Below are 26,035 nucleotides of genomic sequence, written 5' to 3' on the forward strand. Positions count from 1 at the left end.
ATTATAGATTTTTAAGGTTCAGTTAAGGTATGGAAAACGAACAGTTAAGATAGAGCGGCTAGAATAATGGAAGAAAAGAAATGGAGGAGAAAGTCATGTTAGATTATATTATTGAAACAAGCAATTTAACGAAGAAATTTGGAAAGTTTTTAGCGGTTGATCAGGTGAATCTATTAGTACCAAAGGGAGGGATTTATGGATTTCTCGGTCCAAACGGAGCTGGAAAGTCGACGACGATTCGAATGCTGCTCGGACTTATTAAAGAAACAGAAGGAGAGGTGAAGGTATTTAATAAGTCGATAAAGGATGACCGCATCGCTATTCTAAGCCGCATTGGCTCCATGGTAGAAACTCCTTCCTATTATGGTCATTTAACTGCTTATGAAAATTTAGAAATAACGCGAAAAATTTTAGGTGCAGAAAAAAAGGAAATAGAGCGTGTTTTAGAAATTGTAAAATTAACAGAAGTTCGTAACAAAGCAGTAAAAAAGTTTTCCTTGGGCATGAAACAACGGTTAGGAATAGCTCAAGCTCTGTTAGGAAAACCAGAACTACTAATTCTTGATGAGCCGACAAATGGATTGGATCCCTCTGGCATTATCGAAATTCGTGAATTAATTAAAAGTTTGCCAAAGGATTATGGCATTACGATTCTGATATCCAGCCATATTTTAAGCGAAATAGAATTAATGGCCACCCATGTTGGGATTATTAACAAAGGAAGATTACTATTTCAAGGTTCAATGAATGATTTAAGAGAGAAACAAAAAGCGGTCATTCAACTAGAGGCGGAGCCGAGGGCAGAGGTAGAAGCTTATTTAAAAAATGCTGAGATACCTTTCAAAGCAGATAAGCGTTATTTATACCTTGAACCAAACTATCAGCCGGCGAAAGTAAATCGAGAGCTGATTATGAATGGGTATGATGTCCATCAATTAATGATGAAAAAGAACTCCTTAGAGGAAATATTTCTATCTATTACAGGGAAGGAGTCAGTGTTATGAAACTAACAACCTTGATTTTGTTAGAGAGCTACAAACAGAAAAAAGGCTGGTTGTGGTTATTTTTGCTAGTTATTCCTACTGGAACGACATTAGCGATGTTCTTAGATATTAATGAGCGTTATAACTATTTACTCGATACAGCAAGTCCAGGTTATAATTCATGGGATATCCTTTTGTTGGAAAATCATAGTGTTCTTGGCTGGGGCATGTTTTTACCGATGTTTATCGGCATCATTTACTCCTTAATCTTTCAAGTCGAAGACAGCCAAAATAATTGGAAGCAAATTCTTAGCTTACCTATCAAACGGGAAGCTGTATATTTTTCTAAGTTTTTAGCAGGCCTTTTGTGTTGTATAGCTCTTATAATCCTAAATATGCTCGGACTTATTTTAGTAGGATATATGATGGATTTTCCTGAAGCGGTGGAATGGAGCAGTTATCTTTTTTATGCGGGGAAACAAATCGTGATGATATTAGCTGTTGCTAGTTTGCATAATTGGTTAAGCTCTTATTTTAAGAATACGATCATTCCTATTGCGATTGGATTTGCTGGAGTCATTGTATCCGGTATTGTCAAGTTTCAATATCCAGAAGCAGGAAAGTTCTTTCCCTATATGTATCCTTACGTTACAGATGGACTGGTCAATAAGGAATTAGCAGAGTTTTTGCCTTATTCTCTCGTTTTTACGTTGTTATTTTTATGTTTTGGAATATGGCAATTTAAAAGAAAAGATGTTCTGTAGGAGGGGAAAACAATGTTCACTTTATTAAAAGTAGAATTATATAAATTAAAGCGGTCAAAAATTTTATTAGCAACTACGATTTTTACTTTTCTTGCTCTTTATCAAGGCTGGGATTCTGCCAAATCTGGCCATGCAGAAGGAGAGGGGAATGTTTTTAAAGCCTTTTTATTTCAAGGAACTGCTACAGTCTACAGCTGGATTATTTTCCCGCTTATTATCACCCTTGTTCTCGTGATGATGTCAAGAATGGAGCATAGCAACAATAGTTGGAAGTACTATCTGACATTACCAGTAGACAGAGTGAAAGTATATTTAGCGAAGCTTGTTATTGGGGTGGAATTATTTTTTATAGCTTAGTTTTACTGTTTGCGGGAATGATTTTAGTAGCTAATTATCTGGGGTTAGAAGCAGTTCCATTGTTATGGTTAGCAAAAAGATTTGCTTTATTATTGCTTTCATCATTCGCGATAATCGGGATTGTTTTTTATTTAAGCTATCGTTTCACCCATTTTGCTGTACCTATAGCGATTGGAGCGGGACTTGCTTTTCCTGCCATGTTTGTTGCTAATTCTGAGAAGTTATGGATTTTTTATCCGTGGGATTATCCAATTGTTGCTTCGATGACTGGTGTATTTGAAGTATCTGGAAAAAATACAAGCATGCTTGTTATATCGATCAGTATCTTTCTTCTTACAATTATAATTGGACTTTTACGATTTCGGACAAAAGATGTACTATAGCAATATAGAAGTGGAAAAGAAAGGGATATAATATGTCATTAACGGGATTAACAGAAAAGAAAATACTATTAGTAGATGATGAGGTTGATATTTTAAATTTACTAGAAACCGTATTGCGAAAGGAAGGCTTTAAGCGAATCGAAAAAGCAACGACCGGTGAAAAGGGAATTAGGCTTAGTGAAACGTTTAATCCAGACATTATTATCCTCGATATTATGCTTCCCGATATGGAAGGCTATGAGGTATGTCAAAAGATGCGTAAGATAACCTTTGCGCCAATTATTTTTTTATCGGCAAAATCAGAGGAAATTGATAAATTGCTCGGACTTGGAATAGGTGGCGATGATTATGTTACAAAGCCTTTTAGCACAAAAGAATTAGTGTTTCGGGTTAAGGCTCAACTGCGCAGAAGTCAATATATGATTCAAAGTCAAAATATAGATGAACAAATTACGTTTGGGGATATCATCATTTCGCCGAATACTGGAGAAGTGAAAAAAGGGGAGAAATCAATAACGCTAAAAGCAAAAGAGCTGCAATTATTAGTTTATTTGGCCGAACATCCGAATCAGATTTTCAGCAAAAGTAAAATCTGTGAAGCTGTGTGGGGAGAAGATTTCATTGGTTTAGATAATACTATAATGGTCCATATTCGTCGCCTTCGCGAAAAAATTGAAGAGGATCCGAGTAATCCAAAATGGATAAAAACAGTTAAAGGACTAGGCTATAAGCTGCAAGTTAGAGGAAATGAAGGATGAAGTGGAAGATTACAACGCAGTTTCTCTTTTTATGATATTAAGTTTATTGCTTTCCATTTTTGCTTTTCTTTTGGTGAATGTATTTTTCTTCTATAGTAGCTATTTGGGAAAGGAACGTATATTCCCTTATCAGAACCCGACTTATTATACATTGGATTTTGCAGACAATATTCGATATGAAAATGATCAAGTTTCTATTGCAAAGAACAAGCTGGATGATCTCAAAGAGGGAAAAATTTGGATTCAAGTTTTAGATGAAAACGGAACGGAGATCTACAGTCAGTTTAAACCGGAAAAAGTACCTAGCCATTATACGCCTGCTGAAATAATCCGTTATCATAAATTTACGGGAGCACTGGAAAACTCTACTATATATGTTGGGATGCTAGAAAAAGGAAATCGAAGTTTGAGCTATATTATGGGGTATCCAGAGAAAGTTATTGGAAAGGCTTATATCAATTATCGGACAGAAACACTACTGCGAGATGTTTTGCTCATGATTGTCTCCATTGTAATTGTTGTAACGTTAATTGCTTTAATATTTGGCTACTTTTTTAGTAGACGGCTGGCAAAGCCGATTGTTCAGCTTATTGAGGGCATTCAAAAGCTTGCGAAAGGGGACTTTTGGAGAAGAAATCAGGTGAAGGGTGTTTATAAAACGGTATTTGAGAATTTAAATGAATTATCGGATACACTGCAATCTAATGAAGCAGAGCGCAGAAAATTAGAAAAGATGAGAGAAGAATGGATTACGAATATTACGCATGATATAAAAACACCACTTTCCTCGATTAAAGGTTATTCGGAACTGCTGCAAGACTACGAGCTAGATGCTAATGAAAAGAATCGATATGTGGATATTATCCTGAATAAATCAGTCTATATTGAGCATTTAATCGATGATTTGAATCTAACCTATAAATTAAAAAGCAATGTCTTTCTTTTGAAAAAGGCAGAAGCAAATTTGGTGGATATCATAAGGGAGTCCGTTATCCAAATTTTGAATCACCCTTTATACGAGGAAACCAATCTTGATTTTTCAACAGAAACCGAGCAAATTTTATTTAACTGCGATAAAACCTTGATACAACGTGCATTAATGAATTTAATCTATAATGCCATCGTTCATAATCCACCCGATACCTTTATTCAAGTATTTATTGGTCAAGAAAAAGAAACGATTAAAGTATGGATAGAGGATAATGGCAATGGCATTGAAGAAGGAGAACTAGAGGATTTATTTTCTCGCTACTATCGCGGAACAAATACAGGAGAAGCACATAAAGGAAGTGGCTTAGGATTAGCTATTGCTAAGCAGATTGTCGAAGCACATGGCGGAAAGATATTTGTAGATAGCAAGTTAGGGGAAGGAACAAGAATTACGCTTATTTTCTAGAAATATATTTTTAAATAATATAAATGGCAGAATGCTTTTAAAAGTTGTCAGTAATATTGTAGGTACTATCCGAAGCAACAACAATATGATTTTCTAAAAAGGCTCTCCATAAAGGGGGAGCCTCACAAAAACATATAGTTTATCCAAAAGTAGCTAGTGATAAAAACGCAATAATCCCTAACAGTACTAATAGTTGGAGGATTATTCCAACTATGCCCCATATTAAACCTGCTGTCGCAAAACCTCTCCCATTTTCGTCCGTTTTATTGATTTCATTTACTGCTTTTCTTGAAAAAATAATGCTGATAATTCCTAAAATAAGACCAATGAAGGGAATTAATACCGATAAAATACCCAATGTTACCGATATGATTGAATTAGTGTTTGTCTGATTGTTCATGACAGTCGTTTCTCCTTTCTTTTTTTTGCATACCTTCCAGCTCAAACTGCAGAAAATCTGTCAGCTAAGGATGGGATGTACACTTGAAGGTCGATAAATATAACTAACCATTAGTGGTTATAAGGGCATCACTAATAGAAGTTTTTTCTATACTGCGGTTGTTTGCTTTATCCTTATATAAAGTAATACGAATAACAGCATCTAAAGTTACAATGTATGTTTTTCATTCTTTATACAACGATTCACATAACTTCATTTATTCATGGAACACTAATCTGTGGAGGTGAAGAGAATGACAAACAGAAAAGCTGATCCATCGACAATTGGTTTAGGTTCTAACCAGCCAGAAGGTCAAGGAACAACTTCAAAGGAAACAGGAAAAACAAAGGAAGATTCTTCTAGAAAGAAACAAAAACGTTCTTAATACTTAATACAACGACTAAAGCAGGTGGAGGAAATGCCACCTGTATTTTATTGGATCTTGATGGAAGAAGGGTTTTATAAATCTCTATATAATTAATAATATATAATAAGGAAAGAATATTTAGATTATTTTAAATGTGGGGGGGAAATCATTTGAATACTTATCTAAGCAAAAGAAATAAAGGCTTTCTGTTTATTATCAGTGTTATTCTTTTTATTGGGATTATTGGCTATGGAGTATACTGGGCTTTTTATGATATGAATCGATTGCCAAAAGGAGAATATATTACAGAAGAAACTTCACCAGACGGGGCCTATACCTTAAAAGCTTATCGGACAAATGGTGGTGCAACTACTTCATATGCAATCCGCGGGGAACTTGTCTTTAATAAAAAGGGTAAGAAAAAGAACGTTTATTGGAATGAAGGGGAAGAAACAGCAAAAATTGTATGGAGCGATAAACATACAGTAGTAGTGAATGGGCATTCTCTTCATGTTCCAACAGATAAATTTGATTATCGAAATCAGTAAGGAGAACTTTAAGGAAGTGCCTCCTACTACTGCAAATTTGTTTTTGAAAACTGACCAAGTTAATTTTTACGACTCACTTCCTTATGATAGATCTAAAGATGGGTTTACTAATAAAGGCGGAAATTACTCGCTATGGGGAAATTCTGTTCTTTTACATACGGACAATATAACGTGAATGTGATTGTTTAAATAATACTAGTTGACATGTACAAATAAAGTATTATATAATTATCTCGAATTCAAGATAATTGAAAGGAAGATTATCATGGATAATAAGGAAGTAAGTAAATATGAAGAAGATTTATCATTAAAGGTATTCGTTGTGTTGTCGAGAGCATTGCAATCGATAAAGAAACGTGTAGAAGAAGATATAAAATGTCTCGGTTTAAACCCTACAGAATTTTCTGTGCTGGAATTGATTTATAGCAAAGGGGATCAGCCAATTCAAAAGATTGGTGAAAAAGTTTTGATTGCAAGCAGCAGCATTACCTATGTAGTAGATAAATTAGAGAATAAAAAATTAATCAGAAGAAAACCTTGTCCAAAAGACCGCCGCATAACCTATGTGGTGATAACAGAAGAGGGAACCGAGCTTATGGACAAAGTCTTTCCAAAGCATAGAGCAGCCATGAACGAGATATGTGGCGGGTTAGACAATAAAGAAAAAGAAATACTGATTGAACAGCTCAAAAAATTAGGGCTTCATGCACAAGAGATGTGATTTTTTTTGAGGTTATATCTCGAATTAATAATATTTTAATTCGTAGTAATGAGCGAAAATAGAGAATTTCTATAAATGATTTTTCTACTTATATCAAATAGTAACTAAATAAAGCTTGCTAGAAAATTGGAATAGGAGTGAACGGCAATGACGAAGAGCACAAGTGGAATTCACCATATTACGGCAATCGTAGGCCACCCGCAAGAGAATGTTGACTTTTATGCAGGTGTATTGGGATTGCGTTTAGTGAAACAGACGGTCAATTTTGATGATCCAGGGACATATCATTTATATTTTGGAGATGAAGGCGGCAATCCAGGCACGATTATTACTTTCTTTCCATGGACAGGAGCGCGTAAAGGAGTGATTGGAGACGGGCAAGTCGGTGTAACGTCTTATGTTGTGCCTATAGGAGCTCTTTCATTTTGGGAAAAAAGGTTAGCAAAATTTAATATTTCTTTCACAAAAACAGAGCGTTTTGGAGAGGAATACTTAGCTTTTTCTGATCCCCATGGCTTACTGCTAGAAATAGTAGAAAGAGCAGAAGGGAAAAATAATAGCTGGCAGTTTGGTGAAGTGACACCTGAAAATGCTATTAAAGGATTTGGCGGTGCAACGCTTTTATCGAAACAACCTGCACAAACAGCAGAACTTTTAGAAAAAGTGATGGGATTTAAAAAAGTTGGCGAAGAAGGAGAATATGTACGTTTCCGTTCCTTTAGCGATATTGGAAATGTCATCGATTTAAAATTAACTACAGGCAGAAGTGGGGAAATGGGTGTTGGAACTGTTCATCATATTGCTTTTAGAGCAGTGGATGATCTTGACCAATTAGACTGGCAGAAACACGTCTCGCAAAATGGATACCATGTAACAGCTGTTAAGGATCGAAATTATTTTAATGCCATTTATTTTAGAGAGCATGGTGAAATACTCTTTGAAATTGCGACAGATCCGCCAGGATTTGCAATTGATGAATCTAAAGAAACACTAGGAGAGACATTAATGCTGCCAAGTCAATATGAACAATATAGAGAACAGCTTAATAGCAGATTAATACCAATTGATGTTAGAAATCTCGACTAATTTGTAAAGGATGATTTGATGCATTCCATTGATCCGAAAACCATTTCAGAAAGAGAGAATTATAAATTTCTAATTGGAAGCATAATTCCTAGACCTATTGCCTTTGTTACTAGCTTGTCGGAAGAGGGTGTCTTAAATGGGGCTCCTTTCAGCTACTTTAATATTGTATCATCTAATCCGCCAATGATATCGTTATCCATTCAGCGTTCCAATGGGAAACCAAAAGATACGGCAAGGAACATTTTAAACAAAAAGGAATTTGTCATTCATATTGTAGATGAACAAAATGTTGATAAAATTAATCAAACGGCAGCAAGTCTTGCATCAAGTGAAAGTGAGATTGAATTAGCAGGATTAACACCGATAGATAGCAGCGCCATCTCTGTACCGGGTATAAAGGAAGCTAAGATTCGTATGGAATGTGTATTGGAACATTCATTAGAGTTGGGAGGTACCGAGGCACTTCCTGGATGTGATTTTCTAATTGGAAGAGTGGTTCATTATCACATTGATCCTACCCTGTATGAAAATGGCAGAATTGATCCAAGAGGGTTAGCAGCTGTCAGCAGATTAGCAGGAAATGACTATGCAAAAATTGGTGACATGTTTACAAAAGTAAGACCACAATAGTTCCATGAAATGGAGAGGATAAGATGCAAAAAACAGCAGGAATTCATCATATTTCAGCAATGGTAAATGATGCACAAAGAAATATTGATTTTTATGCAGGTGTCCTTGGTCTACGATTGGTAAAAAAGACAATTAATTTTGATCGCCCAGAAGTGTATCATCTCTATTTTGGGAATGAAACAGGGGAACCAGGAACAATTATTACTTTCTTTCCATGGGAAAAACAGCTGAAAGGTAGAATTGGCCAAGGGCAAGTTGGTGTAACGAGCTATGTTATTCCACATGGTAGCAGTGCATTTTGGAAAAATCGTCTTCTTTCCTATGGTGTAGAAGTGGAAAATGCTTCGAGATTTAAAGAAAGATATTCGCAATTTGTCGATCCAGATGGTCTGCAAATCGAATTAGTGGAACGAAACGAAGGACCATTAAGTAATTGGCAGCTAGGTTCAATCCATCCTGATGTTGCTATTAAAGGTTTTGGCGGAGCAACATTACTTTCGGCACAACCGAACAAAACAGCAGAGGTATTAGAACATATATTGGGTCTTAAATGTGTAGGAGAAGATGCAGGGTATTTGCGTTTCATCGCCGATGCACAGATAGGAAATGTGATAGATATCAAATTGACCCCGTCTGTTCGTGGGCTCATGGGAGCAGGAACTGTCCACCATATTGCTTGGCGGGCAAAAGATGAGACAGAGCTTCAGCAATGGAGAACGCTGCTACAAGAAAAAGGGTATTATCCAACGGAAGTGAAAGATCGAAACTATTTTAAAGCCTTATATTTTCATGAAGAAGGCGGCATTCTTTTTGAGCTAGCTACTGATGGACCTGGATTTACGGTGGATCAGCCAGTAGAACAATTGGGAGAGAAGCTAATGCTCCCTGATTGGTTAGAAGAAAAGCGTGATGAGTTAACAGCTGCTTTGCCTAAAGTAGAGATTAGAATCTTAGAGGAGGAGAAGGGATGAAACATATTTTCAATAAGGGAAAAGATCCGAAGAAGCCCACGTTATTGATGTTACACGGAACAGGCGGAACAGAGTTAGATTTATTGCCACTAGCAGGGATGATCGATGATGAAGCTTCTGTGTTAAGTGTCCGCGGGAATATTTTAGAAAACGGCATGCCGCGTTTCTTTAAGCGTTTAGCAGAAGGTGTATTTGATGAAGAAGATTTAATTTTTCGTACAAAGGAATTAAATGAATTTCTGGATGAAGCAGCCCAAAAATATGAATTTGATAGAGAAAATATCGTAGCAATTGGCTATTCTAATGGTGCCAATATTGCTGCAAGCTTATTATTCCACTATCAGGATGCATTAAAAGCAGCTATTCTACATCATCCAATGGTACCGAGAAGAGGAATTACGCTCCCTGATTTAACCGGAAAAGGAGTATTTATTACTGCAGGAACCAATGATCCGATTTGTTCAAAAGAAGAATCAAATGAACTACAATCAATGCTTGTTAATGCTAATGCGAATGTCGAAATGCATTGGGAAAACAGAGGCCATCAGCTAACAGCTGAGGAAGTAGAAGCAGCTGCTAAATGGTATTCAGCTTTAACAAATAGTTAATTATTTAAAAGAGAAAAAGTAATCATAAATTTCCACAATTGGGGAATAAGAAGAACAGCTAACATTGAAAAGACTATTTCAGTGGAGGTGATTCTTATAAGATCAATAAAAAATTAAAGCAGGTGTACTTATGGGGTTTTTAAACAAATTATTTGGAAAATCAAAGGAGATGGAAAACATGGCAAATGTTAAAGTAGCAGTAATTTTTTATAGTATGGGTGGAACAAACTATCAATTAGCACAGTGGGCAGCAGAAGGAGCAAAAGAAGCTGGCGCAGAAGTGAAAGTAGTAAAAGTACAAGAATTAGCGCCACAATCTGTTATTGACAGCAATGAAGCTTGGAAAGCAACAGTGGATGCAACAAAAGATGTACCAGTTGCATCATCGGAAGATATTGAATGGGCAGATGCGATTATTTTCAGTGTTCCAACACGTTTTGGTACAATGCCTTCTCAAATGAAGCAATTCATTGATTTACAAGGCGGTCTATGGGCAAACGGAAAAACAGTTAACAAAGTAGTAAGTGCTATGACTTCAGCACAAAATCCACATGGTGGACAAGAAGCAACATTATTATCTTTATACACTTCTATGATGCATTGGGGCGCTATTATTGCTACACCAGGATACACAGATCCAGTTCTATTCGGAGCAGGTGGAAACCCTTATGGTACAAGTGTAACAGTTGGACAAGATGGAAAAATGATCGAAGACGTTCAAGGTGCAGTTAAACATCAAGCGAAACGTACTGTTACCGTTGCAGAGTGGGTTAAAAAAGGAAATCAATAATTTGTAAACATAGGAAAACCAGGAGTAGATAGCTTCTGGTTTTTTTGTATGCTGCTATTCCAAAGAGGCTTCCGGTGGCAGGGCATGAGGTAATTCCTTTTTTGAATGGAGCTTAAAATAACACTGATAATGACACTTGCTCCGCCAATGATTTGGGTCAATGTAACGGTTTCCTCTAGAAGAAAAATGAAAAAGACTATCCCAAGTACAGGAACAAGATTCATTAAGGAAACGGAAGCACTTGCAGACAGCTTTTTTAATCCATAATTATATAAAAGAAAGGCAGCCACAGAGCAGCCAATGCTAATGATTCATGATTTATACTTAATGGAAATATTGGAGATACATCGTGATATATTAGAAGACTCATTTGGAAAGAATCTGATTGATTTGCGAAGAAAATTCTCTATCTATCCTGATTTCAAAAAGCAAGGATACCTTTACTCCTATGGTGAAGGTATCTTTTTATTTTTAATTACAAAAATAAAAATTTATATTGACACAAATTGAAAATACCATTAAGATGAAAAAAGTAATTCCGACTATATTAATAGGGAAAGGGTGTTTTGGAGTGGCAACTTCAGCAAATGTTCAGTCGACTCAAAAGATAAAGAGTCAAAAAGAACAACCAAAAGGATTAAAGGCTCCACAGATGCCTTTAATCATTGGTGGACTCATTGTAACAGCGATTCTACTAGTCTATTTATTAATGACACAAAAAAGTATGCAGCCGATATTATTAGTTTTGGGCCTCTTACTAGGATATACATTATTTCATGCTCGTTTTGGTTTTACATCCGCATTTCGCAGACTTGCGTCAGTAGGAAATGGGCAGGCGTTACGTGCGCATATGCTGATGTTAGCAGTGGCGGTAACGCTATTTGCCCCAATTTTAGCATACGGCGTTTCCTTTTTTGGAACAGGAGCGACTGGCTATGTATCACCGGTTGGTGTTAGTCTTGTCGTTGGTGCCTTTATGTTTGGGATTGGCATGCAGCTTGGGGGCGGATGTGCTTCTGGTACCTTGTATGCAGTAGGCGGCGGACGTTCTGTTGCATTTGTAACATTACTATTCTTCATTATCGGTTCTACAATTGGTGCAGCTCATCTGTCGTTTTGGACAGAAGACTTACCATCTTTTGCCCCAATTTCATTAGCGACATCAACTGGTCTTGGCTATGGTGGTGCTTGGATTGTATCCATTATTCTATTTGGTGTAATTGCATGGATTACATTGGTTGTGGAAAGAAAAAGAAAAGCGCCAAAAATGGCTCCTCTTCCAACAACAACTGGCTGGAAACGTATTTTCCGCGGTTCATGGCCATTATTTGCGGCAGCGATCGTGTTAGCTGTTCTTAATGCTTTAACCTTAATGACACGCGGTACTCCATGGGGAATTACCTCTGCCTTTGCTTTATGGGGTTCAAAAGTGGCCCAATTTTTTGGTATGGATGTAGCAAGCTGGGGATTCTGGCAAGGGGCAAATGCTCAAGCTTTAGAAGCTTCTATTTTTGCAGATTCTACAACGATTCTAAACTTCGGTGTTATCCTTGGCGCCTTTTTGGCATCGGCAGCTGGCGGTCTTTTTAAATTTTCAAAAGTGACGCTTGGAAATGTGCTTGCTTCCATCATTGGCGGCTTACTAATGGGTTATGGCTCACGTTTAGCATTTGGATGTAACGTAGGTGCTTACTTTGGCGGGATTGCATCATTCAGTGTTCACGGTTATGTGTGGGGAATATTAGCATTAGCTGGGACATTTGTTGCCTTGTATCTTCGTCCATTATTTGGACTTTCTGTACCAAAGTCAAAAGATACATTTTGTTAAGAGAAAAAGCAGGTATCATTTAGCTGATGCCTGTTTTTTTGGGGTGTGAAAATACTTAACTTTTTAAAAAAAGCGTCTAAATAGAAGCTAATAATTTATTGGAATTTGCGCAATTCTTATGTTGGAATCTCACTTATTTCGGGAAGGTACAAATATTTTAGTATATAAGATGATATCTCTTTTTAATAATAGTATGTCTATATTCTGAGATTAGTTTAATTTAATTTTTCTTTCAAAAATTCCTGAAAAAATTTTCGCAAAAGTGTAGACAAAACAAAAAGATGCGTGTAAAATTATCTTTAATTAGAGATAATTTATTTCAAAGTATTTTTGATAGGAATATCTCTAATAAGTTTGCCTTAATATTCAATAAGATTGAGGGAAACTAATTTTTTTAATAAATATCTTGAATTCAAAGTAAATAATAAGAGGAAAATGGGAGGAATTTTAAAATGGCAAAATGGACAGTAGATCAATCACATTCTAGCGTAGGATTTGAAGTAAAACATATGATGGTATCAAAGGTGAAGGGTCAATTCGATTCTTATACAGCAGACGTAGAAGCGGCAGATTTAGCAGATTTAACAACTGCTAGCATTGCATTTAAATTTGATGTAGCAAGCATTAACACACATAGCGAAGATCGTGATAATCACTTGAAATCAGCAGATTTCTTCGATACAGAAAAATACCCAACAATTGATTTTAAATCAACATCGATTACAAAAGATGGCGATGACTATAAAGTAACTGGTGATTTAACTATTAAGGATGTTACAAAGCCAGTAACATTTGACGTAGAATATGGTGGGAAAGGTACAAACCCATGGGGCGTAGAAGTTTACGGTTTCGAAGGAGAAGCAAAAATCAACCGTGAAGACTTCGGACTTACTTGGAACGCAGTATTAGAATCAGGCGGCGTGCTAGTAGGAAAAGACATCAAAATCAAAGTAGAATTAGAAGTAAACCCAGCATAAGGAAACAGAGGGAGGACGGTTCTTATGTATCCTATTGGATGCGGAAGAACTGTCCTATTTAGATAAAAAACTGTTTGGGAAGAAACTTAATTTTTTCTATATAAAGAGAATAATGGGACTGCTGACATGAAGAGGATGAAAGCTGAAAAACCGTCAGCAAGAGGGAAAAATGGTGTTCATGAAGAGGATGAAAGCCGAAAAACCGTCAGTAAGAGGGAAAAGTGGTGTTCATGAAGAGGATGAAAGCCAAAAGCTCGTCAGTAAGAGGGAAAAGTGGTGTTCATGAAGAGGATGAAAGCCAAAAGCTCGTCAGGAAGAGGGAAAATGGTGTTCATGAAGAGGATGAAAGCCAAAAGCTCGTCAGGAAGAGGGAAAAATGGTGTTCATAAACACCTAAATTCAAAAGCTCACCAACCACTGTATTCCATCCAAACTTCATACATAGCCACACTCTAAAAATGGCAAGCTATAAACTAAATGAGCATATAAAATCCTTATTTATAATAACACCAACAAGCAGAATAATTGCCATAAAACACCATCACCCTTAATATAGCAATCAAGACAAGTCATTTCGAAGCAGTAAGTTAGTTTTCCGAAAATACCTTATGTAGTTGGTCTAAATAAGAAAAAAAGCATAAGGGACTTGTACAAAAAGGAGGAGTTAACGCAAATATGGACAACAAAAAGGAAGGTTCATCCAAAAAAAATGCACAATTTAATATCTTGCGGAATGATCCAACAAAAGGTGATGGCGGCTATGGAGTAGGATCTATCTCTTTAGAGAATGTTACGCCAATCATTATTGATCGAGAAAGCCAGGAAGTATTTATTGATATAGGCGCTATGCATGGCAGAAGTAAAGTGGAACAAAAAGTATTTTTTAAGAATGTGACAAAAGAAGAAGTACTAGATTTGGATCCGCATAAATATTGGGTTATTTGGATTGCGTTGGACAGAAATGAAGAGGGTGCTTATTATTCTGGTGCTGGTGCTTGCGAAATCTTGGTAGCAAAGAAAATGAAAGAAGGAAGTAGAAAACGTTTTGGCTACAAGGCGATGCCAGAGCACGTAAATAGCCTTGATAGAGCTATCAAACGAAGATTTGCGTTAAATAATATGGATTACGATTCCAAGCAGTCGTTAAAAAAGTTCCTTGTTGATTTTAACAATGAATATTGGGAGAGATCGCCTGAGGAATTAAAGAATAGTTTAAATAATGATGAATAGAAGAAAGGTGAAGAAATTGAAAAAATACGGATTAGATCCAAGCAAAGGATTAGAGTTTGGTATCTATACATTAGGGGATCATTTACCAAACCCACTAACAGGGGAACGAATTTCTGCAGAAGAACGTGTACACGAGATTATCGAATACGCAAAATTAGCAGATCAAGCAGGACTTGATTTCTTTAGTGTTGGAGAGAGTCATCAGGAATATTTTGTTACACAAGCGCACTCAGTGGTGTTATCAGCTATTGCACAAGCTACGAAAAATATTAAAATAGCTAGCTCGTCTACTATTATAAGTACATCAGATCCAGTCCGGGTATATGAGGATTTTGCAACAATTGATTTAATTTCTAAAGGCCGTGCTGAAATTATTGCTGGTCGTGCTTCAAGAGTTGGTTTATTTGAATTGTTAGGTTACGATCTTCGTAATTATGAAGAATTGTTTGAAGAGAAATTTGAATTATTAATGAAAATTAATGAAGAGGAAGTAGTGAACTGGAGTGGAGAATTCCGTGCACCGTTAAGAAATGCGAGAGTGTTACCACGACCTAAAGATAGTTTTATTCCGATTTGGCGTGCAGTTGGAGGGACACCAGCAAGTGCAATCAGAGCTGGAATGGTAGGAGCTCCAATGTTTATGGCACATTTAGGTGGTCCAGCATCTGTATTCAAACGAACAGTAGATGCTTATCGTGAAGCAGCTCGTAACAGCGGATTTGATCCAGCTGAATTACCAGTAGCTACAGCAGGCTTCTTTTATGCAGCAGAATCATCCCAGCAAGCTTTAAAAGATATGTACCCACATATTAATGAAGGCATGAAAAAAACAAATGGGGCAGGATTTCCAAAACAGCATTTTGCCCAAGGGGTAGATCCGCATAATATTATGAACATCGGAAGTCCACAGCAAATCATAGAAAAAATTCTTTATCAACATGAAATGTTTAATCATCAACGCTATATTGCCCAAATTGATTTTGGTGGTATGCCGTTTAAAAATGTTATGAAAAATGTGGAGATCATTGGTACGGAAATTTTGCCGGCTATTAGAAAATACACAAAAAAATCGGAGGCATAAGGTTATGAAAATTGTTGGATTATCCGGATCAAAGGTCGGATCTAAAACGAGAACAGCGATGGATTACACAATGAAAGCTATTGCGGATAATTATCCCGATATTGAGATAACGTTACTCGATTTGGCGGATTATGATATCCAATTTAGTGATGGGAGAAACTATTTAGAATATGAAGGGGACACTGGGGTTGTTACCAAGACATTGATGGAAGCAGATGCGATTATTATAGGCACACCAGTTTTCCAAGCATCTATTCCTGCTACATTGAAAAATATTTTTGATTTGTTGCCGCAAAATGCGTTTCGCGATAAAGTAGTTAGTATAATTGTAACGGCAGGTTCATCTAAACATTATTTAATTGCTGAACAGCAGTTAAAACCGATTTTGGCTTATATGAAAGCACAGATCGTCCAAACATATGTATTTATTGAGGAAAAGGATTTTCAGCGCAAAGAAATTACAGATGATGATGTGTTATTCCGCATTGAACGATTAGTGGAAGATACAATAGTATTAACAGAGACATATACGGAAATACGAGCGAAAAAGGAAGCCCAATACGATTTTTAATAAGTGAAAATATTTGTAGGATATTTTTTATATATTTTAGTCTAATTAGTATTTATAATTGAGGAAGAAAAATGAAGGAATTAGAAGGAATCGTTGTCATTCAACGAGATATCGGTTCAGATGTATTAGTTATTAATAATGTCCCTGTATCACAGTATTATATGGGCTGCAATGGGGAAGAAATTAAGCTTACTATTGTTTGTGCAAAGGGGAAAACTTATACATTTGAAGGAACAGCTGATATTTTTTACTTTGAAGGCAAGCAACATTACTACAGAGGAACGAAATATGTAGATGACTTTTTTATCGATGATATCGATATTAGAGAGTTATTAGAGCAGCATGAAAATGAATTTGTCAAAATAATCGTTTCAAGTTGAATTCTAAAAAAAGCTAGTACTTTTCGTTGAAGAGTACTAGCTTTTCTGTTCTTAAGAAAGGAAAAATCATTATCTATTATATATAAACGAAATAAAAATTTTCTTTCTCTATGTTTTTCTAGACATTTCCTTACTCACCAGTTTTAAATTTATGCTATCATCAACATAATAGACTAGATAAGACATGGAGGGGCATATGAAACGAACCTTGCTATATAGCTTTTTCCTTCTCTCTTTTCTGATAGCGGTTGCATATTCCTTGTATTTTTATAAGCAAGCTCATACTTTTGATAAGAAAATGAAAGAAGTTCTTTCTGATGAGGTATCTCTACCAACCTATCATTTTGCTTTTATTGGCGAGGAAATGGATCATGATTATTGGCGCTTAGTAGGAGCTGGAGCAAAAAAAGCTGCAGCGGAAAATGATGTTTTTGTTGAATACGAGGGTCCAAAGCGATCCAATCCCGAGGAACAATTAAAACTTCTAGATATGGCCATACAGGCTAAAGTGGATGGAATAATTGTGCAAGCGCTTAATGATTCGTTTACGCCTCTAATTAACAAGGCAGTAAAAGAAGGTATTCCTGTTATTACGATTGATACAGATGCACCAGATAGTTTGCGTCTTGCTTATATTGGCACAGATAATTATGAAGCTGGTCGATTGGCAGGACAAACATTGGTAAAGGATACTGCGGGAAAAGCGAAGATAGGGATTATTACAGGCGGAGTGGATAATGCTTATAAACAGCATCAATTAAGAGTACAGGGATTTAAAGAGGCAATCGAAAAGATAGAAGGAATCAAGATTATTGCGATAGATGAATCTAATCTCACAAGAGTTCAAGCAGAAGAAAAGGCCTATAAGATGCTAAAAAAGCATAAAGATATCACTGCTTTTTATGGAACAAGTTCGTTAGATGGTATTGGAATTGCAGCAGCAGCAAGATCATTAAATAGACAAAATGATTTATATGTCATTTCTTTTGATTCGTTAGAAGAGAATCTTGATTTATTACATAAAGAAGAGATAAATGCCATTGTTGAACAGCAGCCATACGAAATGGGACAAAAAAGTATTGAATTAATGATGCATCTGGTCAAACAGAAGTCTGTTCCTCAGATGCATCATATGAATGCTGCTATTATTCATTCGAAAGATTTAGATAGTATGGTAGAAAAAATGGGGAATGGCCATGATTAAAATTCGTACGAAGCTGCTTATATATTTTGGGGTCATTCTATTGTTATTATTACTATTATTTTGGATTCGAGAAACTAGCAATCAACAAGTAAAGAAATTATACGATGAGAATATGGCCTCTTTCTTCTTACTGAATGAAATGACGAAAGAAACGAATCAGGCCTATCAATCGCTGCAAATCTATGTTCATGAACCATTACCGGAGAATTTAGCCTTGTACAAGGTGGAAATAGAAAAGATAAGCAGGGTGGAACAACAATTTAGAGCAATGGAAAAAGAGGGAATACCGAAGAAAAATCTATTAAATATGATAAATAATTTTCGGAAACAAACAGAAAAAACAGTGCAAGGGATTGAAAACGAAGATATTCAGCAATATTCCACTTCTCTAAAAGAAGTAGAAAAAATATCAGCCTACATTCATGAAAAAGCACTTGATTTAATTGATGAAAAACTGACAAAATACCAAGCAGCCTCTTATTTTTTAGATGAAAAAATTACCCAAACAAAAAATATGGGAACCGCTATTCTTCTATCTATTATTCTCTTGAGTATTTTATTTGCATTATGGTTTTCGAATGGAATCACAATAACTATTGGTCGCTTAACAAAGGAAGCAGAAGAAATTTCTGCTGGCAGATACAATAGGGAAGATATTGTCGTTTCACAAAAGGATGAGCTTTGGTTTTTAACGAAAACATTTAATGAGATGAAAAAAAATATTTTAGAGTCTGTTAAACAAATAGAAGAAAAGGCAAAATTGGCTCAGTTGCTTAAAGAGATGGAATTGAAGAGTTTACAAAATCAAATCAATCCCCATTTTCTTTTTAATACACTTAATACTATCTCTAAAACCGCTTATATTGAGGGAGCTGACAAGACGAGTGATTTAATCTCATCGGTTTCGGCATTGCTTCGCTACAATATAGGCAGTCTTGACCGCCAAACATTGTTGAAAGATGAAGTTGCAATTGTGAAGGAATACTTTTTTATTCAAAAAACGCGTTTTGGTGGGAGAGTGGAATTTACAGAGGATATTGATCCAGAGTGCTTATCGACACCCATTCCTTGTCTAACCTTACAGCCAATTATTGAAAATGCATTTATTCATGGGATTGAAAGGATGGCCAAAGGGGCGAAAATTACATTATCTATTTATGAAAAAGAGGAAAAAGTCTTGATTGAAGTGATAGATAATGGAGTGGGCATGGATCAAGATACCATTGATCGATTGCTGGACGTGAGCGAGGAGACAGATCAGGAAGTTGCCAATAAAGGAGCAGGGCATTCAACTGGTATTGGCATGCGGAATGTCATAAAAAGACTGCGACTATTCGATAAGGACAGCCAAGTAAAGATACACTCCATCGTTGGCGAAGGAACAACAGTGTTGATTAGCTTGAATAAATTAGGAAAGGAGGATACTTTATGCTAAAAGTAATGTTAGTAGATGATGAACCGATTGAAAGAGAAGGATTGAAGCTTATGCTTAGCCGTAATCGTTCTAATTTTGAAATTACTGCAGAAGCGGAAAATGGGAAAGATGCAGTAGAGTTGGCTATTGCTCATAAGCCAGATTTAGTTTTTATGGATATAAAGATGCCAGAGTTGGATGGGATCGAAGCGATTAAACGAATATATGCCTCTGCTCCTATGATTAAATATATTATGGTTTCTGCTTTTGATACATTTGATTATGCCCGAGAAGCAATGAAATTTGGGATAAAGGAATATTTACTTAAACCAAGCAAGGTCTCAGAGGTTTTAGCTGCTTTTGATGGAATGGCAGCAGAAATTGAAAAAGAAAAACGAGAAGTAAGGAATAGGCAGGAAATTCATCATCGACTGGAGAGGGTTAGTTCTGTTATCGAAAATGAATTTATCGTTTCCTTAATAATGGATTATGTGCATGAATTTAATCAGGAGGAATGGGATGAATGGCTTGATCTTGAACAGAAAAAAGGATTTGTTACCGTTTTTTCCTTTGAATCAGAAGACCAGCATCCAAGCAAAGCAGTAAAAGGCCATTGGTATCGCATCCTCAAACAAGCTTTACAGGCATATGATCTCCCTTGTATTGTTGGACCATTAACAGGCTTTCAAGTACCTATACTTGTACTCTTGGATGAAAATATACCACCAGATAAAGAGAGAAGAGACTATTTTGCTCGAAAGATTATCCACGATGTACAAAAACAGCTTGAACAATGTCTTTTATATGCAGGGGTAGGTACAATTGTTTCAAATATTCATCAGTTTTCTGATTCTTATAAAGAAGCAATCTATGCGTTGGAGCTTGTTCACAGCCATCCAAGTGCAGCATATATGACCTATAATGATCGCGTTAAGCAAAAACGGAAACAATTAATTCCCTTTGATGTGGAGAAAGAACTACTAGATGCAGTGAAAAAGGGAGAGAGCCAAAAAGGGTTACAAATGTTTGAAACCTATTTTCAATCTATTCAACAGGCTTCCGACTTCCAGCTAAGAATGATACACAAAGCAATGGAGAGCTTCTTTATCGTCTTAACTCGTTCGCTGAAAGAACTAGGCTTTGAAGAGGAAATTGAAACGAGCTTAGGACAATTTGATCACTCAATGCAAATTAAAGAAGCAGCTAAATCACAATTATTGAGTATTATGAAGCGGTTAGGAGAATGGCGGTCAAAGGGGATACACTCCTTACTATTAGAAGCAAAAGAGTACATCGATAAATATTATGATCGAGCTATTTCTCTCGAGGAAGTTGCGGATCAAATTGGCATCAGTTCTTATTATTTAAGTAAATTATTCAAAGAGCGATTTCAAGTTACCTTTATTGACTATATAACAAATACACGATTGGAAAAGGCAAAGGAACTTCTATTAGTTCCCAATGTATCACTAAAAGAAATAGCTTTAACTATTGGTTACAAGGACCCAAACTATTTTAGCAGAGTATTTAAAAAAGAAGTGGGAATGAGTCCAAGTGAATATCGAACAAAATATCAACAGTGAAACAGCGATTATGGGTCGCTGTTTTTTTCCGTTTTGGAAGATTGGTCTAGACTGCTTATAATGATTTTTAACTAAGCGCAAAGAAACATTTTACAAGAAAGTCTAGCTATTAACAAAAAAGTGAAGATGAAATCGCTATCAAGAATACGCTTTCGTGATAATTTATTTATATGAACGGAATAGAGTATAGGAATTATTAAATAAAAATGAAAACGGAATCATACTGATGCTAGAAAGGGAGGAGATAGTAACGTTGATAGTTACTAGATAGTGCTTTGTGATAATCATTAGCAGATAAGAAAGACGGACAGTATCACAAGAGGAGGGAAGAAAGAGAGTATGTCTCTTTCGAATATATGGTAAATAAAAATAGCTATCTTTATATCGGATTAATTACAATGGTTGCAACACTTGGAGGCTTGTTATTTGGGTATGATACAGCAGTAATCTCCGGCGCAGAAGGTTCACTTCAAGCCTATTTTACTGAGGGATTAGGACTTAGTTCACTTATCCATGGACTAACTGTCTCAAGTGCTTTAATTGGTTGTATTATTGGAGGCTTTATATCTGGATACTTCGCTACCAATTTTGGGAGAAAATATTCGCTTATTATTGCCGCTGTATTATTTCTAGTATCCGCTCTTGGATCTGCATTTCCTGAATTTTTATTTTTCACAAGAGGGGAACCAAGCTATGCGCTGCTCATTACCTTTAATATCTATCGAATTATTGGAGGAATTGGCGTAGGTTTAGCTTCAGCCATCTCCCCTATGTATATCGGCGAAATGGCACCGCCCAAAATAAGAGGCACTTTAGTTTCTTTAAATCAATTTGCTATTATTTTTGGAATGCTTGTTGTCTATTTTGTTAACTGGGGCATTGCTAAAGGACAAACACTAGAGTGGGTAAATGATATCGGTTGGCGCTATATGTTCCTGTCAGAAGCAATCCCAGCAATTTTATTCATGGTTCTATTATTTACAGTGCCAGAAACACCACGCTATCTTGTATCAAAGAACGAAGATGAAAAAGCGATGAATATCCTTTCAAGAATATATGAGAAAACAATGGCGAAAGCGACAATGTTTGAAATTAAAGCATCCTTTAAGGAAAGTAATAAGAAAGCAAAACTATTTACATTTGGTAAAAAAATTGTTGTCGTTGGAATTTTACTATCAGTCTTCCAGCAATTCGTTGGAATTAATGTTGCTTTATATTATGCACCGCGTATTTTTGAAAGCATGGGCGCAGCAAGAGATGCTTCGATGTTCCAAACTATTATTATGGGCTTAGTAAATGTTGTTTTCACCCTTATTGCAATCTTCACAGTCGATAAATTTGGACGCAAACCATTATTAATTATTGGCTCTGTCGGGATGACAATTGGGATGTTTGGGGTAGCAGCAATGGCTTTCTCAAACAAAATCGGAATTGCTACATTAATTTTTATTATTATCTATACAGCATCCTTTATGATGTCTTGGGGACCAGTTGTCTGGGTATTAATTTCAGAAATCTTCCCGAATAGAATAAGAGCACAAGCTGTCGCAATTGCCGTAGCAGCACAATGGGCAGCGAACTACTTTATTTCTTCTACTTATCCTGCAATGATGGAGGTAAGTGGCGGTTTAACCTATTCTTTTTATGGAATCATGAGTTTACTATCAGCATTGTTCATCTGGAAGTTTGTCCCGGAAACAAAAGGTCGATCATTAGAAGAATTAGAGAAGATCCTAGTTAACTCTCAGAAAAAAGATGAAGATGTAGCGTAAGATGAAGTGGTAAAAGCAGAGGAGACCATCCTCTGCTTTTTAGTATTTTGAGAAGTGGATGGTTTGGCTGAAAAGAGAGCAGTTTTGGCTGATAAATCAGTAGTTTGGCTGAAAAGGGAGCAGTTTTGGCTGATAAAATAGTAGTTTGGCTGAAAAGGGAGCAGCTTTGGCTGATAAATCAGTAGTTTGGCTGAAAAGGGAGCAGTTTTGGCTGATAAAATAGTAGTTTGGCTGAAAAGAGAGCAGTTTTGGCTGATAAATCAGTAGTTTGGCTGAAAAGGGAGCAGTTTTGGCTGAAAAAATAGTAGTTTGGCTGAAAAGAGGGCAGTTTTGGCTGATAAATCAGTAGTTTGGCTGAAAAGGGAGCAGTTTTGGCTGAAAAAATAGTAGTTTGGCTGAAAAGGGGGCAGTTTTGGCTGATAAATCAGTAGTTTGGCTGAAAAGAGAGCGGAATTGGCTGATAAAATAGTAGTTTGGCTGAAAAGAAAGCAGTTTTGGCTGATAAATCAGTAGTTTGGCTGAAAAGGGAGCAGTTTTGGCTGATAAATCAGTAGTTTGGCTGAAAAGGGAGCAGTTTTGGCTGATAAATCAGTAGTTTGGCTGAAAAGGGAGCAGTTTTGGCTGAAAAAATAGTAGTTTGGCTGAAAAGGGAGCAGTTTTGGCTGAAAAAATAGTAGTTTGGCTGAAAAGAGAGCAGTTTTGGCTGAAAAAATAGTAGTTTGGCTGAAAAGAGGGCAGTTTTGGTTGATAAAATTAAGTCTTATCTCAAAAAGGCAGCCATAATTGGCTAATTCAATCAGCAATCATAAAAAAGGTCTAAAAAATTTATTTTGTAAGCAAATTGTATCAAAGGTGATGCATATGCTATGATTAATTGGAATATAAATGAAGCGGAGGTTTTCCTTGTGACAGCATCTATGAGACTAAGATTCCCACATTTCATCGTTAACTAAATACGTTTGGATAGTCTTCTTTTGAGAAGAAGTGGGATTGGTCTGTCTGTTTATGGAAGCCTAATAATGGTTAATAAAGAGGGGAGATACCAAGTCTTCGCTCTTTTTTACTGCTCTAATAGATAGACTTATTCACATGACAAAAAAATTAGAATGTGAGGTTTATAAATGAGTACAGTTAATAATAAAGAAAATTGGTATCGGAATATTGTATTATTTCTTAGCAGCCAGACGATATCTTTGTTTGGATCATCGCTTGTGCAATATGCTATTATGTGGCATATAACGTTAACTACTGAATCCGGTTTAATGATGACATTATATATCCTTTGTGGATTTCTTCCCACGTTTCTTTTGTCGCCAGTGGCTGGAGTATGGGCCGATCGCTATAATCGGAAACTCTTGATTATGATATCTGATGGATTAATTGCATTTGCGACATTAATATTGGCACTGCTCTTTTTAATGGGATATGATTCCATTTGGCTACTCTTTGTGATGGCAGCAGTTCGAGCGTTTGGAACAGGTGTTCAAACGCCATCTGTTGGGGCGATTTTGCCACAAATAGTGCCAAAAGATAAGCTGACAAAAGTGAATGGTGTTAATGGGAGTATTCAGGCAGTAATTATGTTTGTATCTCCGATGGTTAGTGCTACTTTATTGACGATGGGATCCATCGAAGCGATTTTTTCATTGATGTTATCACGGCAGCTATTGCTATTTTTACTTTGCTTGCCTTTTTAAAGATTCCTGCACATCAAAAGGCATCGCTAGAACAAGCGACTAGTTATTTTAGTGATTTTAAAGAAGGACTGAAATATGTTCATCATCATGCCTTTTTGAAAAAATTCTTTATTTATTTTTCCATCTTTTTTGTGCTGATGGCACCAGCAGCATTCTTAACTCCTTTGCAGGTTACTCGCAGTTTTGGAGATGATGTCTGGCGGCTTACAGCCATTGAAATAGCTTTTTCGATTGGAATGATGGTAGGCGGAGGAGTCATTGCCGCATGGGGTGGATTTGAGAATAAAGTGAAAACAATGACCCTAGCAAGCATTATTATGGGAGTTTGTACTTTTGCACTCGGGATGATTCCATTCTTTTGGATCTATTTAGTATTCATGGCACTATTCGGAGTGGCAATGCCTATATTTAATACACCAACCACGGTCTTATTGCAGGAAAAAATAGAAGAAGGGTTTTTAGGAAGAGTTTTCGGTGTAATGGGAATGATTTCTACCTCTATGATGCCAATTGGCATGTTAATATTTGGACCGCTTGCCGATTTTATTAAAGTCGAATGGTTATTATTAGGAACAGGGGCTTTTATTATGATCCTGTCGATTTTTTTAGGAAAAGACAAAGCATTAATCGAAGCTGGAAAACCTTCTATTGAAGGAGTTTGATTCAACTGCTAGGCTTGGTGAGCGCATATTATGTTTGCGTAGCTAAGTCTTTTTTTCTTTTAAAAGGTGGAAGAATTTAAAAGTTCTCTTACGAGGAATGAAATTCGATAGTGTTTCTTGTATAATGGATAAATGTATCGGGAAATGCAACGTTCAAAAACGAAACGCTTAATTGATATTTAAGCGTCAACGAGGGATAGGTATGAAAAGAAGAAGGAAAACTACAACAAATACAATTATTGTCTTAATATTAGTTATATATTTTGGCTATTTATTTGCTTCTACTACAATTAAGCAAAATAAAGAACAAAGATTATTGAAATATTTACCGGAAATTGCCACTCAACTGAAAAAAATGAATTAAATGCAGAAGAGCTAGCACCCGTTGTGCTTGCTATCATGGATCAAGAAAGTCGCGGAAAAGGAAATGATCCCATGCAGTCCTCTGAATCAGCGGGGCTGAAGAGAAATGCAATTGAAGACCCAGCCGAGAGCATTAAGCAAGGAGTATTTCATTTTGCAGAAGTGTACAAGTATGGGCAAAAGCAAGGAGTAGATATTGAAGCAATCATTCAAAGCTATAATATGGGACCTGGTTATATTGATTTCATTGTCAGCAATAATCAAGTCGAACATAGTGAAGAATCAGCCAAAACATACTCTGAATATATGGTTGAACGGTCACCAGACATTTATACATGTAATAATGACAAATTGAATTTTAGATATCCATATTGCTATGGAGATTTTACTTATGCAGATAAAGTGACATCTAAGGTCGATGAGATGAGCAATATAATTGAAAAATATGCTCGTAAATTATAGGAGGAATAAA

At 36.2% G+C, this 26,035-nt stretch carries 28 protein-coding genes and 3 pseudogenes; 28 read left to right on the forward strand and 3 right to left on the reverse strand.

Annotated elements, in window-relative coordinates; translation table 11 throughout:
* Positions 1-95 precede the first annotated feature (95 nt).
* From C2I06_RS23795 to C2I06_RS23820, 6 genes are read left to right on the forward strand one after another with little or no spacing between them, the layout of a single operon-like run.
* Positions 96-1,004 carry an ABC transporter ATP-binding protein gene (locus tag C2I06_RS23795; protein ID WP_123259001.1) on the forward strand — a complete coding sequence of 303 codons (909 nt, stop codon included), beginning with the start codon at positions 96-98 and terminating at the stop codon, positions 1,002-1,004.
* A complete protein-coding gene (locus C2I06_RS23800) occupies positions 1,001-1,747 on the forward strand; it encodes an ABC transporter permease (protein WP_123259002.1) in 747 nt (248 codons plus the stop codon). The genes C2I06_RS23795 and C2I06_RS23800 overlap by 4 nt, the downstream gene beginning before the upstream one ends.
* 12 nt (positions 1,748-1,759) lie before the next feature.
* Positions 1,760-2,104 carry an ABC transporter permease gene (locus C2I06_RS23805; RefSeq protein WP_123259003.1) on the forward strand — a complete coding sequence of 115 codons (345 nt, stop codon included), beginning with the start codon at positions 1,760-1,762 and terminating at the stop codon, positions 2,102-2,104.
* Positions 2,105-2,163: 59 nt separating this feature from the next.
* Complete coding sequence (locus C2I06_RS23810; protein ID WP_164463775.1) at positions 2,164-2,487, forward strand: ABC-2 family transporter permease; 324 nt, start codon at positions 2,164-2,166, stop codon at positions 2,485-2,487.
* A 32-nt stretch (positions 2,488-2,519) separates the two neighbouring features.
* Positions 2,520-3,245 (forward strand): response regulator transcription factor, encoded by a 726-nt coding sequence (locus C2I06_RS23815; RefSeq protein ID WP_123259005.1) that lies wholly within the window; start codon positions 2,520-2,522, stop codon positions 3,243-3,245.
* A 1-nt stretch (position 3,246) separates the two neighbouring features.
* Positions 3,247-4,641 carry a sensor histidine kinase gene (locus C2I06_RS23820; protein WP_249928255.1) on the forward strand — a complete coding sequence of 465 codons (1,395 nt, stop codon included), beginning with the start codon at positions 3,247-3,249 and terminating at the stop codon, positions 4,639-4,641.
* A gap of 139 nt (positions 4,642-4,780) precedes the next feature.
* Here the strand turns inward: C2I06_RS23820 and C2I06_RS23825 are convergent, their stop codons facing one another.
* Positions 4,781-5,041, reverse strand: a complete 261-nt coding sequence (locus tag C2I06_RS23825; protein WP_095334118.1) for a DUF4190 domain-containing protein — start codon at positions 5,039-5,041, stop codon at positions 4,781-4,783.
* Positions 5,042-5,333: 292 nt separating this feature from the next.
* On the opposite strand from C2I06_RS23825, the gene C2I06_RS23830 reads away from it, so the two are divergent.
* The 8 genes from C2I06_RS23830 (at position 5,334) to wrbA (ending at position 10,801) form a co-directional block, all read left to right on the forward strand.
* A complete protein-coding gene (locus tag C2I06_RS23830) occupies positions 5,334-5,465 on the forward strand; it encodes a YuzL family protein (RefSeq protein ID WP_095334117.1) in 132 nt (43 codons plus the stop codon).
* A gap of 152 nt (positions 5,466-5,617) precedes the next feature.
* Entirely contained in the window at positions 5,618-5,995 is a 378-nt protein-coding gene (locus C2I06_RS23835) for a DUF5412 domain-containing protein (RefSeq protein WP_123259006.1), read from the forward strand.
* Between the two features lie 265 nt (positions 5,996-6,260).
* Positions 6,261-6,716 (forward strand): MarR family winged helix-turn-helix transcriptional regulator, encoded by a 456-nt coding sequence (locus tag C2I06_RS23840; RefSeq protein WP_047945040.1) that lies wholly within the window; start codon positions 6,261-6,263, stop codon positions 6,714-6,716.
* A 147-nt stretch (positions 6,717-6,863) separates the two neighbouring features.
* Positions 6,864-7,802, forward strand: coding sequence for a ring-cleaving dioxygenase (locus C2I06_RS23845; RefSeq protein ID WP_123259007.1), 939 nt, complete (start codon positions 6,864-6,866; stop codon positions 7,800-7,802).
* An 18-nt stretch (positions 7,803-7,820) separates the two neighbouring features.
* The gene (locus C2I06_RS23850) at positions 7,821-8,432 is read left to right on the forward strand and encodes a flavin reductase family protein (protein WP_095334111.1); all 612 of its coding nucleotides are present in this window, start codon (positions 7,821-7,823) and stop codon (positions 8,430-8,432) included.
* A gap of 23 nt (positions 8,433-8,455) precedes the next feature.
* Positions 8,456-9,403: a ring-cleaving dioxygenase gene (locus tag C2I06_RS23855; RefSeq protein WP_123259008.1), complete on the forward strand. Its 948-nt coding sequence runs from the start codon at positions 8,456-8,458 to the stop codon at positions 9,401-9,403.
* Positions 9,400-10,011, forward strand: a complete 612-nt coding sequence (locus C2I06_RS23860; RefSeq protein WP_123259009.1) for an alpha/beta hydrolase — start codon at positions 9,400-9,402, stop codon at positions 10,009-10,011. Before C2I06_RS23855 ends, C2I06_RS23860 begins: the two co-directional genes overlap by 4 nt.
* A 178-nt stretch (positions 10,012-10,189) precedes the next feature.
* Complete coding sequence (gene wrbA, locus C2I06_RS23865; protein WP_095334135.1) at positions 10,190-10,801, forward strand: NAD(P)H:quinone oxidoreductase; 612 nt, start codon at positions 10,190-10,192, stop codon at positions 10,799-10,801.
* Here wrbA and C2I06_RS23870 read toward each other — a convergent pair.
* The gene (locus tag C2I06_RS23870) at positions 10,795-11,091 is read right to left on the reverse strand and encodes a DMT family transporter (protein WP_249928256.1); all 297 of its coding nucleotides are present in this window, start codon (positions 11,089-11,091) and stop codon (positions 10,795-10,797) included. The genes wrbA and C2I06_RS23870 overlap by 7 nt on opposite strands.
* 13 nt (positions 11,092-11,104) lie before the next feature.
* On the opposite strand from C2I06_RS23870, the pseudogene C2I06_RS26050 reads away from it, so the two are divergent.
* The 12 genes and pseudogenes from C2I06_RS26050 to xylE form a co-directional block, all read left to right on the forward strand.
* Positions 11,105-11,230, forward strand: a pseudogene (locus C2I06_RS26050) (TrmB family transcriptional regulator); the annotation flags it as partial.
* A 142-nt stretch (positions 11,231-11,372) separates the two neighbouring features.
* Positions 11,373-12,629, forward strand: a complete 1,257-nt coding sequence (locus C2I06_RS23880) for a YeeE/YedE family protein (protein ID WP_095334104.1) — start codon at positions 11,373-11,375, stop codon at positions 12,627-12,629.
* Positions 12,630-13,081: 452 nt separating this feature from the next.
* Positions 13,082-13,606 carry a YceI family protein gene (locus C2I06_RS23885; RefSeq protein ID WP_095334102.1) on the forward strand — a complete coding sequence of 175 codons (525 nt, stop codon included), beginning with the start codon at positions 13,082-13,084 and terminating at the stop codon, positions 13,604-13,606.
* Positions 13,607-13,836: 230 nt separating this feature from the next.
* The gene (locus C2I06_RS25245; RefSeq protein ID WP_164463776.1) at positions 13,837-13,995 is read left to right on the forward strand and encodes a hypothetical protein; all 159 of its coding nucleotides are present in this window, start codon (positions 13,837-13,839) and stop codon (positions 13,993-13,995) included.
* 286 nt (positions 13,996-14,281) lie between these two features.
* Positions 14,282-14,836, forward strand: coding sequence for a YwhD family protein (locus tag C2I06_RS23890; protein ID WP_095334100.1), 555 nt, complete (start codon positions 14,282-14,284; stop codon positions 14,834-14,836).
* Positions 14,837-14,852: 16 nt separating this feature from the next.
* A complete protein-coding gene (locus C2I06_RS23895) occupies positions 14,853-15,917 on the forward strand; it encodes an LLM class flavin-dependent oxidoreductase (protein WP_123259207.1) in 1,065 nt (354 codons plus the stop codon).
* 4 nt (positions 15,918-15,921) lie between these two features.
* Positions 15,922-16,488: an NADPH-dependent FMN reductase gene (locus C2I06_RS23900; RefSeq protein WP_095334098.1), complete on the forward strand. Its 567-nt coding sequence runs from the start codon at positions 15,922-15,924 to the stop codon at positions 16,486-16,488.
* Between the two features lie 71 nt (positions 16,489-16,559).
* Entirely contained in the window at positions 16,560-16,868 is a 309-nt protein-coding gene (locus tag C2I06_RS23905; protein WP_095334096.1) for a hypothetical protein, read from the forward strand.
* 196 nt (positions 16,869-17,064) lie between these two features.
* Positions 17,065-18,072, forward strand: a complete 1,008-nt coding sequence (locus C2I06_RS23910) for a sugar-binding protein (protein WP_123259011.1) — start codon at positions 17,065-17,067, stop codon at positions 18,070-18,072.
* Complete coding sequence (locus tag C2I06_RS23915; RefSeq protein WP_123259012.1) at positions 18,065-19,507, forward strand: sensor histidine kinase; 1,443 nt, start codon at positions 18,065-18,067, stop codon at positions 19,505-19,507. Before C2I06_RS23910 ends, C2I06_RS23915 begins: the two co-directional genes overlap by 8 nt.
* Positions 19,501-21,069, forward strand: coding sequence for a response regulator (locus tag C2I06_RS23920; RefSeq protein ID WP_123259013.1), 1,569 nt, complete (start codon positions 19,501-19,503; stop codon positions 21,067-21,069). Before C2I06_RS23915 ends, C2I06_RS23920 begins: the two co-directional genes overlap by 7 nt.
* A gap of 356 nt (positions 21,070-21,425) precedes the next feature.
* Positions 21,426-22,841, forward strand: a complete 1,416-nt coding sequence (gene xylE, locus C2I06_RS23925; RefSeq protein WP_095334088.1) for a D-xylose transporter XylE — start codon at positions 21,426-21,428, stop codon at positions 22,839-22,841.
* A 506-nt stretch (positions 22,842-23,347) separates the two neighbouring features.
* On the opposite strand, the gene C2I06_RS25250 is transcribed toward xylE, so the two are convergent.
* On the reverse strand, positions 23,348-23,644 hold the full coding sequence (locus C2I06_RS25250; RefSeq protein WP_164463777.1) for a hypothetical protein: 297 nt from the start codon (positions 23,642-23,644) through the stop codon (positions 23,348-23,350).
* A 318-nt stretch (positions 23,645-23,962) separates the two neighbouring features.
* Between C2I06_RS25250 and C2I06_RS23930 the strand changes: the two are divergent.
* A pseudogene (locus C2I06_RS23930) lies at positions 23,963-25,200 on the forward strand (MFS transporter).
* A 202-nt stretch (positions 25,201-25,402) separates the two neighbouring features.
* Positions 25,403-26,025: pseudogene (locus tag C2I06_RS23935) on the forward strand (lysozyme family protein).
* The last annotated feature ends 10 nt before the right edge of the window (positions 26,026-26,035 follow it).

It is taken from the genome of Niallia circulans, from assembly GCF_003726095.1.
In the GTDB taxonomy this organism is placed as follows: Bacteria; Bacillota; Bacilli; order Bacillales; family Cytobacillaceae; genus Niallia; species Niallia circulans_A.

Bases quoted from the DNA above. Each gene is read 5' to 3' on its own strand.
- C2I06_RS23915 (WP_123259012.1), top strand. From the start codon at position 18,065: ATGATTAAAATTCGTACGAAGCTGCTTATATATTTTGGGGTCATTCTA.
- C2I06_RS23905 (WP_095334096.1), top strand. From the start codon at position 16,560: ATGAAGGAATTAGAAGGAATCGTTGTCATTCAACGAGATATCGGTTCA.
- C2I06_RS23890 (WP_095334100.1), top strand. From the start codon at position 14,282: ATGGACAACAAAAAGGAAGGTTCATCCAAAAAAAATGCACAATTTAAT.
- C2I06_RS23805 (WP_123259003.1), top strand. From the start codon at position 1,760: ATGTTCACTTTATTAAAAGTAGAATTATATAAATTAAAGCGGTCAAAA.
- C2I06_RS23855 (WP_123259008.1), top strand. From the start codon at position 8,456: ATGCAAAAAACAGCAGGAATTCATCATATTTCAGCAATGGTAAATGAT.
- C2I06_RS23885 (WP_095334102.1), top strand. From the start codon at position 13,082: ATGGCAAAATGGACAGTAGATCAATCACATTCTAGCGTAGGATTTGAA.
- C2I06_RS23900 (WP_095334098.1), top strand. From the start codon at position 15,922: ATGAAAATTGTTGGATTATCCGGATCAAAGGTCGGATCTAAAACGAGA.
- wrbA (WP_095334135.1), top strand. From the start codon at position 10,190: ATGGCAAATGTTAAAGTAGCAGTAATTTTTTATAGTATGGGTGGAACA.
- C2I06_RS23910 (WP_123259011.1), top strand. From the start codon at position 17,065: ATGAAACGAACCTTGCTATATAGCTTTTTCCTTCTCTCTTTTCTGATA.
- C2I06_RS23850 (WP_095334111.1), top strand. From the start codon at position 7,821: ATGCATTCCATTGATCCGAAAACCATTTCAGAAAGAGAGAATTATAAA.
- xylE (WP_095334088.1), top strand. From the start codon at position 21,426: ATGGTAAATAAAAATAGCTATCTTTATATCGGATTAATTACAATGGTT.
- C2I06_RS23825 (WP_095334118.1), bottom strand. From the start codon at position 5,041: ATGAACAATCAGACAAACACTAATTCAATCATATCGGTAACATTGGGT.
- C2I06_RS23795 (WP_123259001.1), top strand. From the start codon at position 96: ATGTTAGATTATATTATTGAAACAAGCAATTTAACGAAGAAATTTGGA.
- C2I06_RS23800 (WP_123259002.1), top strand. From the start codon at position 1,001: ATGAAACTAACAACCTTGATTTTGTTAGAGAGCTACAAACAGAAAAAA.
- C2I06_RS23815 (WP_123259005.1), top strand. From the start codon at position 2,520: ATGTCATTAACGGGATTAACAGAAAAGAAAATACTATTAGTAGATGAT.
- C2I06_RS25245 (WP_164463776.1), top strand. From the start codon at position 13,837: ATGAAGAGGATGAAAGCCAAAAGCTCGTCAGTAAGAGGGAAAAGTGGT.
- C2I06_RS23920 (WP_123259013.1), top strand. From the start codon at position 19,501: ATGCTAAAAGTAATGTTAGTAGATGATGAACCGATTGAAAGAGAAGGA.
- C2I06_RS23860 (WP_123259009.1), top strand. From the start codon at position 9,400: ATGAAACATATTTTCAATAAGGGAAAAGATCCGAAGAAGCCCACGTTA.
- C2I06_RS23830 (WP_095334117.1), top strand. From the start codon at position 5,334: ATGACAAACAGAAAAGCTGATCCATCGACAATTGGTTTAGGTTCTAAC.
- C2I06_RS23845 (WP_123259007.1), top strand. From the start codon at position 6,864: ATGACGAAGAGCACAAGTGGAATTCACCATATTACGGCAATCGTAGGC.
- C2I06_RS23840 (WP_047945040.1), top strand. From the start codon at position 6,261: ATGGATAATAAGGAAGTAAGTAAATATGAAGAAGATTTATCATTAAAG.